The sequence below is a fragment of the Paenibacillus timonensis genome, from assembly GCF_022427145.1.
Lineage (GTDB): Bacteria > Bacillota > Bacilli > Paenibacillales > Paenibacillaceae > Fontibacillus > Fontibacillus timonensis.
Window position 1 is genome coordinate 1 of sequence record NZ_JAKSXN010000031.1, and the last position, 14,029, is coordinate 14,029.

10 protein-coding genes are annotated in these 14,029 nt (G+C 58.0%); 6 read left to right on the plus strand and 4 right to left on the minus strand.

All coding sequences use genetic code 11. The features are described 5' to 3' along the window. Positions 1-156: 156 nt before the first annotated feature. From MJ257_RS13490 to MJ257_RS13500, 3 genes are read right to left on the minus strand one after another with little or no spacing between them, the layout of a single operon-like run. On the minus strand, positions 157-1,329 hold the full coding sequence (locus MJ257_RS13490) for an ABC transporter permease (protein ID WP_240269731.1): 1,173 nt from the start codon (positions 1,327-1,329) through the stop codon (positions 157-159). Further along, entirely contained in the window at positions 1,326-2,027 is a 702-nt protein-coding gene (locus MJ257_RS13495; RefSeq protein ID WP_240269732.1) for an ABC transporter ATP-binding protein, read from the minus strand. Before MJ257_RS13495 ends, MJ257_RS13490 begins: the two co-directional genes overlap by 4 nt. After that, positions 2,027-3,583, minus strand: coding sequence for an efflux RND transporter periplasmic adaptor subunit (locus tag MJ257_RS13500; protein ID WP_240269733.1), 1,557 nt, complete (start codon positions 3,581-3,583; stop codon positions 2,027-2,029). The genes MJ257_RS13495 and MJ257_RS13500 overlap by 1 nt, the downstream gene beginning before the upstream one ends. Before the next feature lie 236 nt (positions 3,584-3,819). On the opposite strand from MJ257_RS13500, the gene MJ257_RS13505 reads away from it, so the two are divergent. Continuing rightward, entirely contained in the window at positions 3,820-4,176 is a 357-nt protein-coding gene (locus MJ257_RS13505; RefSeq protein ID WP_240269734.1) for a DUF4190 domain-containing protein, read from the plus strand. 149 nt (positions 4,177-4,325) lie between these two features. Further along, positions 4,326-6,560 carry a Tex family protein gene (locus MJ257_RS13510; RefSeq protein ID WP_240269735.1) on the plus strand — a complete coding sequence of 745 codons (2,235 nt, stop codon included), beginning with the start codon at positions 4,326-4,328 and terminating at the stop codon, positions 6,558-6,560. Between the two features lie 101 nt (positions 6,561-6,661). Here MJ257_RS13510 and MJ257_RS13515 read toward each other — a convergent pair whose 3' ends face one another. Continuing rightward, a complete protein-coding gene (locus MJ257_RS13515) occupies positions 6,662-7,345 on the minus strand; it encodes a Crp/Fnr family transcriptional regulator (protein WP_240269736.1) in 684 nt (227 codons plus the stop codon). A 238-nt stretch (positions 7,346-7,583) separates the two neighbouring features. On the opposite strand from MJ257_RS13515, the gene MJ257_RS13520 reads away from it, so the two are divergent. From MJ257_RS13520 to MJ257_RS13535, 4 genes are all read left to right on the plus strand, one after another. After that, the gene (locus tag MJ257_RS13520) at positions 7,584-8,738 is read left to right on the plus strand and encodes an HD-GYP domain-containing protein (RefSeq protein WP_240269737.1); all 1,155 of its coding nucleotides are present in this window, start codon (positions 7,584-7,586) and stop codon (positions 8,736-8,738) included. Positions 8,739-8,900: 162 nt separating this feature from the next. Continuing rightward, a complete protein-coding gene (locus MJ257_RS13525) occupies positions 8,901-10,679 on the plus strand; it encodes a CHASE2 domain-containing protein (protein WP_240269738.1) in 1,779 nt (592 codons plus the stop codon). Continuing rightward, positions 10,676-12,502 carry a FecR family protein gene (locus tag MJ257_RS13530; protein ID WP_240269739.1) on the plus strand — a complete coding sequence of 609 codons (1,827 nt, stop codon included), beginning with the start codon at positions 10,676-10,678 and terminating at the stop codon, positions 12,500-12,502. Before MJ257_RS13525 ends, MJ257_RS13530 begins: the two co-directional genes overlap by 4 nt. 171 nt (positions 12,503-12,673) lie before the next feature. Then, positions 12,674-14,029: a stalk domain-containing protein gene (locus MJ257_RS13535; RefSeq protein ID WP_240269740.1), complete on the plus strand. Its 1,356-nt coding sequence runs from the start codon at positions 12,674-12,676 to the stop codon at positions 14,027-14,029.

The window sequence follows — 14,029 nt, forward strand, 5'->3', positions numbered from 1 at the left end:
CCGAAGGGGATATTCTATATGAAATTTCATATACATTTCGCCCGAAACCGCGGAATCGAGTGAATTCTATTCGATTTTTCATATATAAATGTGCTAATCACCGGGCTAACGGCGAAATGTATTCGATTTTTCGAACACATTTGGTGACTAAGCGGCTTAATCGGTCCGCAGGGCGTAAATCGGGCGGAGCTTGGCGGCCTTGTTGGCCGGAATCATCCCAAACACGACGCCGATAAACAGCGAGAAGCCGAAAGCGATGAGGACGATCGGGATGGATACGGTGGTCGTCAGCGACGAGTAGCGGCCGATCAACGCGCTGGCCCCGTAGCCCAGCCCGATGCCGATCAAGCCGCCGAAACCGCTGAGCGCCGTCGATTCGACCATGAACTGCATCAGGATGTCGCGCTTCTTGGCGCCGATCGCTTTGCGGACGCCGATTTCCCGGGTACGTTCGCTGACCGAGACGAGCATGATGTTCATGATACCGATGCCGCCGACGAGCAGCGAGATGCCGGCGATGCCGCCCAGCGCCAGCGATAGCATCTGGGTCGTCGAGTTCAGCGTATCCAGCATCTCCTGGGAGTTAAAGATGCTGTACGCGTTGTCGGCGTTCAGAAACTTTTTGTCCAGGGCGGCTTCCAGCGACGTTTTGACTGTTTCGATCTCCTTCGTGTCCTGCACCTGGACCGTAATGGAGCGCACGCCGCGGCTTTGGAGAAAACGCTCCGCCGTGGCGATCGGAATCAACAGCTTGTTATCGTTGGAGGCGGTCAGGCTCGAGCCTTTGGACTCCAGCAAACCGACGATGGTGAAGCTGCTTCCGTTCAACTGAATCGTTTGTCCGACCGGGTTATCCGTACCGAAGTAAGTGCTGGCCGCCTCGGTGCCGATCAGCGCCACCTTCATGCGGAACTCGTTGTCCATATCGATGATGTAACGTCCGGCTTGGACGTGGAAATCCTGGACCTCCTCGTAGGAAGGGGCAATGCCCTCGATCGATAGGGTATCGTTGGTCGTCCCTTTCTTGGCGGTGACGGAGCCGCTGATCACGGGCGATACGGCCTTCACTCCTTCAAGGTCTCCCAAAGCCATCGCCTCTTCGAAGGATAGCGAAGTAGCGCTGCCCCGGCCCATGATATTCACCGTGAGCAGGTCGGTTCCCAGACCTTCGAGCTGGTCGGTAATTTGCGACGTCGTGCCTTGCCCTACGGAAACGAGCGTGATGACGGAGGAGACGCCGATAATGATGCCCAGCATCGTGAGAAAAGAGCGGATCTTGGCGCCGGCGATGCTCTTCCAAGCCATTTTGATGCTTTGCAGCAGGTTCATGCCGGGTTCCCCCGATCTTCGACGATCCGTCCATCCTGAATCCGAATGAGCCGCTTGGCTTGCTCGGCGATGGAGAGGTCATGGGTGATGATGATGATCGTATGACCCAGCGCATTTAGCTCCTTCATCTTGTCCATCACCTCGACGCCGGTTTTGCTGTCGAGCGCTCCGGTGGGTTCGTCCGCCAGCAACATCGGCGGCGCGCCGGCGATCGCCCGGGCGATCGCGACGCGCTGCTGCTGCCCGCCCGACAATTCGGACGGGCGATGGTGCATCCGGTCGTCCAAACCGACGAGACGGAGCGACTCCTCGACGGAGATTTTCCGCTCCTTATGCGGGACATTGCGGTAGATCAACGGCAGCTCGACATTTTCGTAGGCGGTTAATTTGGGCAACAGGTTAAACTGCTGGAAAATGAACCCGATCTTCTCGTTGCGAATCGTGGCCAGTTTATTGTCGGACAACTTGCGAACGTCCTGTCCGTCGAGCAGATACGTGCCTTCGTTCGCCACGTCCAGGCACCCCAGCATGTTCATCAGCGTGGATTTACCGGAGCCGGACGGCCCGATAATGGCCACGAATTCGCCGTGCCGAACCTGAAAGCTGATGTCGCTGAGCACGGTCATCATTTCACCGGCCATGCGATACCCGTGACCGAGGTGCTGCACGTCGATCAAGGGGGGAGTTGCCGTGCCCATTATCTTCCACCTCCGCCGCCGAATCCGCCTGCGCCGGTTGGAGCAGTCGCGCCCCCGCCGGGAGCCGCGCCTCCGCCGAAGCCGGCACCGTCTCCGCCGCCGAATCCGCTGCTTCCGCCAAATCCGCCTTGCATTCTCATCTGCTGCTGTTGGGCAGCGGAACCGGAGGAGGTGCTGATGACCGTCGGGATCACGACTTCTTGGCCTTCGGTTAATCCGCTGACGATTTCGATCAACGTTTCGTTATGCACGCCGACTTCCACGACCTGCATGCGGCCGCCCGTGCCGCCGGTTACCCCGGTAGCTCCGGGCGTTCCGTTGTCCCGAGCCTGGCCTTGGCGGTTCGTCGGGGCTTCCGCGGCGCTGCCGCTGCGGGCGGCGGCCCCGGCTTGCGGCGGCGTCCCCTCGGCAGCCGGCGCTGGTCCGCCGTCCGGCGCGGCCCCGGACTGGCCCTGGTCCACCCGGCCGTTGCCGGACGAACCCGCGCTAGGCGCACTGCCCGCGCCGGGGGTCGCATCGCCCGCGCTCGGCGCGTCGCCCGCACCAGAGCTGCCAGCGCCCGGCCGGCTCTCGGCGGCCCCGCCGGCGGGATTCGCCGCTCCGCCAGCCGCGCTCTCCGCGCCGCCCCCGGTCCCCGGCAGCAGGACCACGTACCGGCCGCCCCGCTGCTGAACCGCCTCGATCGGCAGGGTCAAGACGTCCTGCTTCTCCTCGGTGATGATCGTCGCTTCCGCCGACATGCCTACCCGCACGCCTTCGGAATCGTTCAGCGCGATCGTGACGTCGAATAACGACACGCCGCCCGAGGCCACCCCTTCGTCGGCGATGTCGGAGACGGTACCTTCAAAGGTCTGTTCCGGCAAAGCGTCGACCTTTACGGTCGCCTTCATGCCTTCCTTGACGCTGGGGATATCCAGCTCATCAACCTGAATCTTGACGCTCAGCTTCTGGTAATCGTTGATGACGAACAGCTCGCTTCCGCTTTTGGCCTGCTCGCCGGCCGTGATGTTGACGGCGGTGACGGTGCCGTCGATCGGCGAGGTTAACGGATCGGGCGGTACCGTGTCTTCCTGCAGCTTGGCAATCTCCGCCTCGGTGTTGCCGATGTTCAGCTCCTGCTTGGTGATCGACTTTTTCGTGGCGTTCAGCGTCTGCTCATCAGCGCCTTCCTGGACTTGCCGCTTAAACTGGTCCTGCAGATCCGCCAGGTCCAATTTTTGCGATTCCAGGGAGGATTGCTGCGCTTTGAGGTTGTCGGAGTTATCGGTGCCCTCAAACGTAAGCAGCACCTGCCCTTTCTTTACGACGTCGCCCGCCTTTACGCGGACCTCGCTGACTTTGCCTTCGTCCTTCGTGCGGACGCTTTCGCTCTCGGTGGAGACGGTAGAGCCCGAGCCGGACACGCTGACGGTAATGTCGCCTTTGCTGACCCGCGTCGTATTCTGAACGGGCGCCGCTGCTTGCTTGGGCTTGTTCGAAATCGTCAGGATTAAAATAAGCGCGATGGCGATTATCCCCACGCCTCCGATCCCGATCCACAACCACTTCTTGTTCAATCGAATCCCTCCAGCCTATGTATTCCGCCTGCAAGCTTCAGAGCTTGTACGGCATTTTGCACTAAACAAGTCGAGCTTATTTTAAAGGACGAAGATGAGGCCAACCTGAAGCCTAGCTGAAAGTTTTCTGAATGGATTTTTTTGCATGGACGGGGCAATCGGAAAAATATATCATGGCGTCATCTGCTGCGATCTAGTACAATAAATGTAACATTTTCCGGGGAGGACCTTTTTTCATGGATCAACGTCCGTCTGAAACGCCTTATTCGTATTCCACTTTCAACCAATATCCGCCGTCGGCACCGCCGGCGCCGCCAAAAACGAACGGCAAATCGATCGTATCGCTGGTGCTGGGCATTCTCTCGATTGTCATTCCGTACGTCGGATTTATTTTGGGGATCGTCGCCATCGTATTCTCCAGCTTGTCGTTTAAGGAGATTAAACGCACGGGCGAGCAGGGCAAGGGATTAAGCGTTGCCGGCCTCGTTTGCGGCATCATCGGCACGGCGCTGTACGGCATCATTATCGTGATCGCGATTATCGCGGTTTTGGTATATGCCACAACGTGGGATTCGACGTACAGCACGTTTTAAACGACTAGAACCAAAGCACCGCTGCCCCTGGGCGCGGTGTTTCTTCATTTTTCTCCGGCGTTGATCAAGCCGGGCGTGCTGGAAAAGGCGCGCAAAGTTTGTGATAATAGAAACAATCGCAATTTTTAGAATGAAAGAGGGATTCTGCCATGACGCAAACGGAGACGAACGGAACAGCGGGGCAAGGTAAGGCCGATGCGGGGGAACAGGAGCGGATCATCGCCCAAATCGCCAAGGAGCTGGGACTATCTCTGAAGCAGGTGCGAACGACGATCGGGCTGCTGGACGAAGGCAATACGATTCCGTTTATCGCGCGTTACCGGAAGGAAATGACCGGGGAGCTGGATGAGAACCAGCTTCGCAGCATCGAGGAGCGGACGCAATATCTCCGCAACCTGGAGGAGCGGAAGCGGGAAGTCGTGCGGATCATTGACGAGCAGGGCAAGCTGACGGACGAGCTGTCGGCGGCGATTGCCAAAGCGGTGAAGCTGCAGGAAGTGGAGGACCTCTATCGGCCATACCGGCAGAAACGGAAAACCCGGGCGAGCGTGGCCAAGGAGAAAGGGCTGGAACCGCTGGCGGAATGGCTGCTGTCGCAGCCGAAGCAGGGCGATCCGTTAGGGGAAGCGGCGAAGTTCACGGCGGCGGCCGGGATCGAAAACGGCGTGGAGACGGCCGAGGAGGCGCTGCAGGGGGCGATGGATATCGTCGCCGAGCAGGTTGCGGACGAAGCCGCCACCCGGGCCTGGGTCCGCAAATATACGATGGATCACGGACTGATGGTGTCCGAGGCGAAGACGCCGGAAGAGGAATCCGTCTACGAGATGTATTACAACTACCGGGAAGCGGCCAAAAAAATGCCGTCCCACCGCATCCTCGCCATGAACCGCGGCGAGCGGGAGAACGTGCTGAAGGTGTCGCTGGAATTGGACGCCGAGGCGATCTGCCGCTACATCGCCGGCCAGGTCATTCGCGGACGTTCCGCGACGGAGGACGTGTTGCGCGCGGCGATCGACGATGCTTATAAGCGCCTGATCGCCCCGTCGATCGAGCGTGAAGTCCGCGGCGAGCTGACGGAAAAAGCCGAAGCTCAGGCGATTTCGATCTTCGCCGGCAATTTGCGCAGCTTGCTGCTGCAGCCGCCGGTTCGCGGCAAAAACGTCCTTGGCGTTGACCCGGCTTACCGGACCGGCTGCAAGCTCGCCGTCGTGGACGACACCGGCAAGCTGCTGGAGGTGGAGGTCACCTACCCGACGCCGCCGAACAACAAGAAACGGGAAGCGGCGGCCAAGTTCCACGAGCTGATCGACAAATACGGCGTCGAACTGATCGTCATCGGCAACGGCACCGCTTCGCGGGAGACGGAGCAGTTCGTTGCCGAAGTCATCGCGGAACGCAAGGGCAAGGACCGCGAGCTGGCGTACCTGATCGTTAACGAGGCTGGCGCCAGCGTATATTCGGCCTCCAAGCTGGCGCAAGAAGAGTTCCCGGATCTGGACGTTGCCGAACGGAGCGCGGTGTCCATTGCACGGCGGCTTCAGGACCCGCTGGCCGAATTGGTCAAGATCGAGCCGAAGGCGATTGGCGTCGGCCAATACCAGCATGACGTATCCCAGAAGCATCTCGACGAAAGCCTGAAGAACGTCGTGGAATCGGCCGTCAACCACGTCGGCGTGGACGTCAATACCGCGTCGCCGGCGCTCTTGTCCTACGTGTCCGGCGTAAACGCGACGACGGCGAAGAACATTGTCAAGTTCCGCGAGGAGAACGGACGCTTTAAGAGCCGTAAACAGCTGCAAAAGGTGCCGCGGCTTGGCGCCAAGACGTTCGAGCAGTGCGTCGGCTTCCTGCGGATCGACGGAGGCGAGCATCCGCTCGACAAGACGCCGATCCACCCGGAATCCTACGACGTGGTGAACCGGCTGTTCGCCGAGCTGGGCGTCTCGCTGAATCAGCTGGGCTCCAAGGAGCTCAACGAGAAGCTGGCCGCGCTGGATCCAAGCGAACTGGCGCCGCGCCTCGAGGTTGGCGTGCCCACGCTGCGCGACATTCTCGAAAGCCTGCAGCGTCCGGGGCGGGACCCTCGCGAGGAGCTGCCGCTGCCGATTTTCCGTACCGACGTGCTGAAGATCGAGGATTTGGTCCCAGGCATGGAGCTGCAAGGCACCGTACGCAATGTCATCGATTTTGGCGCTTTCGTCGATATCGGGATCAAGAACGACGGGCTCGTGCACATCTCCCAGCTGAGCAACGGATACGTGAAGCATCCGATGGACGTCGTATCCGTCGGCGACAACGTCACCGTCTGGGTGCTGAACGTGGACGTCAAGAAAGGCCGGGTCGGCTTAACGATGCGAGGCCCTGCCGAGGTAAAGGCACAATAAGGCAGTCACAAAAAAGAGCCGAAGCTGTGGAAATTTCCGCGGCTTACGGCTCTTTTTTGTGCGATCCAGGATTAGGATTCCCCATCGTCCAGGCTCTCGTTCTACATCCCGGCGGATTGCCTGAGCTTGTCCGGGGCGAGGACGAGAATCATCTTCTTGTCGACCCGGATCTGCTCGCTGTACTGCAGATCCAGCATGACCTTGGTTACCGTCTCGCGCACGGTACCGGACATATCGGCGAGCTGTTGGTGCGTCAGCTTGAAGGCGATGAGAATGCCGTCCGGCTTCGGCGAACCATGCTGTTCCATCAAGCGCAGCAGCGTCCGCACGATCCGCGTCCGGGCGTCCAGCAGCGTCAGGTCCATAATCAGCTCATTGGCTTTCCGCAGGCGTCCAAGCGTCGTCTCCAGAATTTTCAGGGAAATCAGCGGGTTTTGCTGCAGCAGGCCAATGAAGTCCCGCCGTTTCAGCACGTACAGGATCGACTTCTCAATCGTCCGCGCTGAAGCAGATCGCAGTTGAACGCTCTCCAGGAGCGCCATTTCCCCAAAGAAGTCCCCTTCGCTCAACACCGATAAAATAATGTCCCGGTTCTCGTCATTCCGGTAGATATGGATGAGGCCGGATTGGATCAGGTACAGCTCGTCCCCTTCCTCGTCTTCCAGAAAAATGGTCGTCCCTTTATCGTATTCCCGGGTGATGAACAGCGGCGCCATCTTGGCCAGATCCACGGGATCCAGATGCTCGAAATACGGAAAACGCCGGATTAATTCGAAATCGTTCATCAGCATGCCTCCTTTAGTAAAAATGGCGTCGGACCGAAAGACCCATTTCTTAAAGCAGGGTTTCGGGATCGAAACACGAAAAAAAGTGACTTTTTTCATATTTTGTAGCTTGGGCCACAAAATTTTGGATTTCATCCTGATAAAGTAGTCCCTAAGAATTAAATTCGAGATGATTCGACAGTTTCCTTCCATCTTGAAATATCGGATGGGGGACGGTAGAAATATAGGGGGTTGGAGCATGAAATCGATACGTGTGGAGTTGTTGAAGCCCGGCGACGTTCTCGGAAGAGCCATATTGAGTCGTTCCGGCTTGTCGATTTTGGAAGAAGGCACGGTGTTTACGGAGGCTTACATAAAGCGGATGAAAGAACTTGGCATCACCTCGGTTGTTGTGCGGGAGGTTCCGGAGCGGGGAAGTTTCGGGTTCCGGGCAAATCATATCTTCCCGTTATCGGGCGAAGCCGCAGAATCAGTTGCGGAAGTCATGGACAACGTGGACGTACCGGACCCGCTGGTCCGGAAACAAGCCATGGAGGAATTAGTGGCGTTAACCCTGCCGGAAAAAATCGAAGGCCGGCTGTCGGCCCCCCTGATCGAAGACCGGTTCAAGCGTTTGTTTCGCGGGATCATCTGCGATATTTCCTCGCATGCCAAGCTGATCGACCAGTTGGCTATGATGCTGCAATGCGATCGGCGACTCTTTGACCATTCGTTGAATGTGGCGAAGCTGTCCGCCATGTTGGGGGTTTCCCGTCAATTCGATAATGCCAGGCTGCTGGACTTGACGGTGGGGGGACTGTTGTTCGATATCGGCATGACCCGTATGCCGCGATCCTTGATTCGCGCCAACCGGCGGTTGTCCCGGGAGGAGCGGAGAACGCTGGAGAACCATGCGATCGAAGGCTACCGCATCATGATTGCGCTGGACGGGGTTTCGACCGAATCGGCGAAATGCGCCTTGCTGCACCACGAACGTTACGACGGCAGCGGATATCCGGTCCGGATGTCGGGCGGAGAAATTCCCGAAATGGCGCAGATCGTTGCGATGGCCGACGTCTTTGACGCTTTGACCTCGCCGCGTTACCATCGGCAGGCCTACACGGAGAACGAGGCCATCGAGTTTCTGTTCGGGGCCGGCGACCGATACTTCGATGCGGAGCTCGTCAAACAATTCGTAAAGCATATTTCCCTGTTTCCGGTGTCCACGCTCATCAAGCTAAGCAACGGTCAAATTGCGGAGGTTGCTTCCAATGCCAACGGCTTCGCGCATCGCCCGGTGGTACGCGTCCTGCGGGAAGCGGACGGAACTCGCGTCCGTTACCCTTACGAGCTGGATCTGTCCACGAAGCGGGACGTCGTCGTGCTTCATTCCTGCGAGGGTCTGCATTCCTAAACGCATTACCGAGCCAGCGAAACGGATTCGCTGGCTTTTCGGTTTCCGGGGCGAACCCGCCATGAAATCGTTGAGAAAATTTATCCAAAAAAACCGAAGACTAGGTCAAAAGTTGTGTTATTCTTAAAATGGAATCATTACAACCGATCGGGAAGTGAATGTGTGAGGCGCAGATTGTTTACCGTTTGGGGCGTGCTGATCGGCATCGCCTTGTTTCTGGTTTACCGGGGATATCCGAGCGAACTGGATTCCTGGGTAGAGGACCGGGTTTACCAGAGGCAGGGACTGGCTGACTCAAGAATCGTCCTGATCGGCATTGATGATGAAAGTATCCAAGCGCTGGGGCAATGGCCTTGGCCGCGCAGCGTTCATGCCGAGCTGCTGAACCGGATTTCAACCGGCCATCCGGCCGTTGTCGCGTTTGACTTGACGTTTCAGGTCCCGTCTTCGTCGCCTGACGAAGATGCGGCGTGGGTGGAGGCGGTCCGGGAAGCCGGAAACGTCGTATTGCCGACCTATGGGACTTTTGCCCTTTCCCAGAAGCGGGGGACGATCCAAGCCTTGACGTTGGCCGATCCCTTTGACGCTTTGCGCGAGGCCGCCGCGGCGGTCGGACATATTAACGTGATGGCGGATCAGGATCAGGTCGTACGCCGCGCCTTGCTTCGTATTGACCATGAAGGCCGTTCGGTGAACCATTTGGCATGGGAGATTTACCGGCTGTATGCCGCGCATTTGCCGCAAGGCGGTTCGTCCGCGGGGATGCGAACCCTCACATCGCCGCCGGTGGATGAATTCGGGCGGTTTGTCGTCCCGTTTACCGGCACACCCGGACAATATGAGATGTTTTCTTATGCCTCCGTGTTGCGCGGGGACATTCCCTCTGATTATTTTGCGGACAAGATCGTGATGATCGGGCCCTTTACGGCTTCTCTTCAAGACAATTACGCTACTCCTCTGGATCATCATACCCCTATGTACGGCGTGGAGATTCACGCCAACATCGTTCAAGCCCTGCTGGAGAACAATTTCAAGAAAGCTGCGGATTGGCAATGGAACGCCTTGTTGCTGCTTGTTGCGGGTGCCGCAGCCTATCTCTTTTTCCGTCTGGTTCATCCGGTTTATTCGCTGCTGATGCTCGCCGTCTTGGCTGGACTGTTGCTATACGGCGGAAAAATTTTATATGACCAGGGTTTGCTGGTTCCCGTCGGATATCCGCTGCTGTTCCTAGGCACTTTCTATTTGGCGGCGCTGCTGCTGCGCTATTTCTACGAATGGACGGAGCGGCGAAGAGTGACCGAGATATTTGGCCGTTATGTGGCGCCTCAAGTGGTCAAACAGATTCTGTCGGCCGGTAAGGACGGTTTGAAGCTGGGGGGAGTACGCCGCACGTTGACGGTGATGTTTATCGACATCCGAGGGTTTACGTCCTTATCCGAATCGTCGGAGCCGGAGGAGATCGTATCGGTCGTCAACGAGTATTTGGATTTGGCCGAGCGCTGTGTATTCCGTTATGAAGGGACGTTGGACAAGTTTATCGGGGATGCCGCAATGGCGATTTTTAATGCGCCGCTGGAGCAAGAGGATCATGTATTCAAAGCCGTGCAGGCGGCTTTGGCGATCCAGAAGGGGGCCGCCGAGCTGGAAACGAAGTGGAAGACGCGGCTGGGCCGCGATATCCGGTTCGGTATCGGCATCCACACGGGGCCGGCGGTATTCGGGAACATCGGCTCGCGGAAGCGGATGGATTATACCGCTATCGGAGATACGGTGAACACGGCGGCGAGATTGGAAAACCGGGCGGAGCCGGGACGGATCTTGCTCAGCGAAGCCGCTTATGCCGAAGTGGATGATAGGGTAGCCGTCTCGAGACCCGGCTTCTATCAACTCAAAGGCAAGGAACAGGAAATCGTGGCGTATGAAGTGGAGGGGTTCCTTTGAAATTCATAAAAATCGCGTTGTCCCTGCTGCTGGCGGTAACCCTGCTGGCGCCGGGAGCGGCGGAAGCGAAGGACGCGAAAAAGATCGGCAAAATCTTGGACGTCACCGGCAGCGCCGAAGTGAAAAAAGGCGGCGAGAAGAAGTTTAAAGCCGTGAAAAATATGGCCGTTACCGAGGGCGACGTGCTGCTTACCGGCGAGGAAGGACGCGTCGAGCTGGAGCTGGATAGCGACAAGCTGGTTTATGTCGGCCCGGACACGAAGCTGATCATCAATGAATTGGTCAAAAGCGCCAAGGCGATGGAGGGCAAGACGAGCTTGTCCCTCCAAAAGGGCAGCGTGCTGATCAAGGTGAAGAAGAAGCTGACCCAAGATTCGCGGTTCGAAATCAAAACGCCAACCACCGTCATGGGCGTGATGGGCACGGAGTTTATCGTCGGGTACGCGCAGGCGCAGACATATGTTGGCGTCCTGGAAGGCCGCGTCGCGGTAAGTCGGGCAGCAGCCTCGGCCGAAGCGACCGCCGATGTCACGCTTCTTCACGGGGAGCAGTTGCTGCGGGCGGCCGACGGAACCGGGACGGTCGAAGCGCTCGACTGGGAAGATGTCCCTTTGTTCGCTTTGGAGCAGCATTATGCCGATCTGAAATTGGCGGGGGAGACTCCGTCCGATGTATTGGACCTAATAAATCGTACGATCGAGCGCAGAAGCGAAGAGGAGATTCGCGAACGGCAAGGTAGGGCAGCTACGCCAGCTTCGGTCATTCGATTCGAAAATGAGGTCGGGCCGGGTTTGCCCGGTCATTCGGGCGGAGGATCAGGCGGCGGCAGCGGGCAAGACCCCGCGCCTTCTTCCCCTCAGGTTGTCTCCGTGCCCAAGTTTGAGCCGGACCCGGATCGACGTTCCGATGCCAACATCGTGTTGAAGCTGTACGGAGACCGGATAACAAGGGTGATGCGTGCCGACACGGGAACGGATCTGGTGGAAGGTGTGGATTACATAGTCACGGTGGGAGCCAATTCCGATCAAACGGTATTGGTGATCCAGGCTTCTTATATGCAGGGCGTCGAGAACGGGATCGAATCGCTGGGGTTGAAGCTGTTTTTTGCCTCCGGGTTTCAGCTGCCGATCATCGAGCTGCATGCCCGCGTGCCACAACCGCCGGAGCTGGATATGGAGCTGATTGGGAATGAACCTTATTCCTTGGTCTGGGATCTGTCCACCCTCTCCATTCCGTTTACGACGCCAATCGAGTTTAATACGGGTGCCGGAGCTCCTGACCCGGTAGAATCGGCGGTTACCTTATATAACGTCGTGGGTTATGACCCGGATAACCCGAAACCCATCGACGTTTCCGGTTTGAGTATTGAAGGGAACCGTCTGATTATCCAACTTAACGGGAATCTCGAGCTGATCTCGGAAATCACCTTCTATATTCAGGAAGGGTTACTGCGGAATCCGAATACCGGAGACTTGCAGCCGCTTATCGAGTTCTCGTCGGAGGTTAAACCGCATGCGGACCGTGAGCAAGTGACCTACCGCAAATCGCAGCCGGGGGATCTCGTCTGGCTTGTGAATGGGCTTGGCGATGCCTTTGGACCGGACGATGATTACGATACCGTGCTGACTGATCCGAGCGGTGGGGAACGAATCTTGATGCCGCTACAGGACTTCAACTCGGCTAATGATGGTTCTCAACTGCGGTTCACGTTAAGACAAGCTTTCTTGAATACGTTAGACCCGGGAGTATATGTTCTTCGGATTCCGTTTGAGTATCTGGACGTCTTAGACCAAGCGGAAATAACGATTACCGTGGAAAATTGACGACATGGATGGCTTTGAGGCGATTTGAGAAGGAGGAGTCTGTAGTTGGCGAACAGAAAAAAGCCGTTGAGTGCAAGAGCCGTTTTAATAGGCGTTCTATGCTTGAGTTGGCTGTGCGGAGGGATGGGGAATTCCTTTGCTGCGGGGCGGGCACTAGCTTCTGCTTCTTCAGTGGGCTTCATTGAGCCGGCAGGGCTTGCTTTAGATTCGGACGGATCTTTACTGGTTGCGGATGCCGGTGCCCACCGGATTTGGTCTTGGGACGGAAACAGCTGGAGTGCACGTACCGGCTCGGCGGCGGCGGCGGAGAACGGCGGATACTGGGATGGTCCAGCCGGACAAGCTTTGTTTGAGCGTCCCGCTTTTCTCGTCAGCGATGGAAAAGGTACGGTGTATGTCAGCGATCCCGACAATCAGGTGATCCGCAAAATCAAAAACGGCATGGTATATACGTTTGCGGGAACCGGGAAAGCGGGGTATCGCGACGGAGCGGTGAAGGAGGCGGAGTTTCACAATCCGACGGGGCTGGCGCTGGATGGAGAAGGAAATTTGTACGTGGCCGACACGTTGAATCACGTGATTCGCCGGATTGCGCCGGACGGTTCGGTCAGCACTTGGGCCGGGCAACCGGGGGAGACGGGCGGTTATGTGGACGGAGCCGGTTCGTCAGCCCGGTTTAACGAACCGGTGGGACTGGCCTGGGGAGATGACGGGTTGTATGTCGCCGACAGCGGCAACCAGGTCATTCGCCATATCCGGGCGGGGGGCGTGGCGACCTATGCCGGGTTACCGGGTCAGCCCGATCGCGACACCGGTTATTTGGGCGGAGGCTATCGCAATGGTGAGCGGAATCAAGCCCGGTTTAACCGTCCGACGGGATTGGCTTATGGGGAAGGGGTCCTTTACGTGGCCGACCGGCTCAACCATCGCATCCGCGCCATCACACCTGCCGGACGCGTCGTCACGCTGGATCTCGGCCAGGCGGAGTCGCTGCACCCGTCGGACGGCGGTTTGCTGGAGCAACCGGCGGGTTTCTTGACTTCCTCAGGGCTTGAACAGCCCTACGGTCTGGTTTACCGCTCTGGAGAGCTTTACGTGAGCGACGCGACCGGCGGTGCGGTCCGGAAGATTCAGGCGGGTCCAAATCGGCTGCCGGTGCTGCGCAGCGGCGACGATTTGCTGGACAGCGTTGATCTTCAGCCTGCCGGGGTCCAGCTTCAGGTATGGTTTGACGGCCAGCTTGTCCGGTTTTCGGAAGCCGGGCAGCCTATCGTTCGCCAGGAGCAAATCTTTTTGCCGCTGCGGGAGTTGTTTGAAGCTTGGGGCGCTCAGGTTGCATGGCGATCGGACCGGGAAGAACTCTTTCTCCGCAAGGGGACGTGGCAGGTGGCGTTTTCGACTCGGGCATCAGGCGTAGCGCGGATCGGGGGGACGTTTTATCTGGAGTCCCGGTTTCTTTCCGGTGCGCTGGGGTTGCTCGTCGCCCGGGACGAGGAGTTTCACGCGCTGGTGATCGGCAGCTACTAA

Bases quoted from the DNA above. Each gene is read 5' to 3' on its own strand.
- MJ257_RS13490 (WP_240269731.1), bottom strand. From the start codon at position 1,329: ATGAACCTGCTGCAAAGCATCAAAATGGCTTGGAAGAGCATCGCCGGC.
- MJ257_RS13495 (WP_240269732.1), bottom strand. From the start codon at position 2,027: ATGGGCACGGCAACTCCCCCCTTGATCGACGTGCAGCACCTCGGTCAC.
- MJ257_RS13505 (WP_240269734.1), top strand. From the start codon at position 3,820: ATGGATCAACGTCCGTCTGAAACGCCTTATTCGTATTCCACTTTCAAC.
- MJ257_RS13510 (WP_240269735.1), top strand. From the start codon at position 4,326: ATGACGCAAACGGAGACGAACGGAACAGCGGGGCAAGGTAAGGCCGAT.
- MJ257_RS13515 (WP_240269736.1), bottom strand. From the start codon at position 7,345: ATGAACGATTTCGAATTAATCCGGCGTTTTCCGTATTTCGAGCATCTG.
- MJ257_RS13520 (WP_240269737.1), top strand. From the start codon at position 7,584: ATGAAATCGATACGTGTGGAGTTGTTGAAGCCCGGCGACGTTCTCGGA.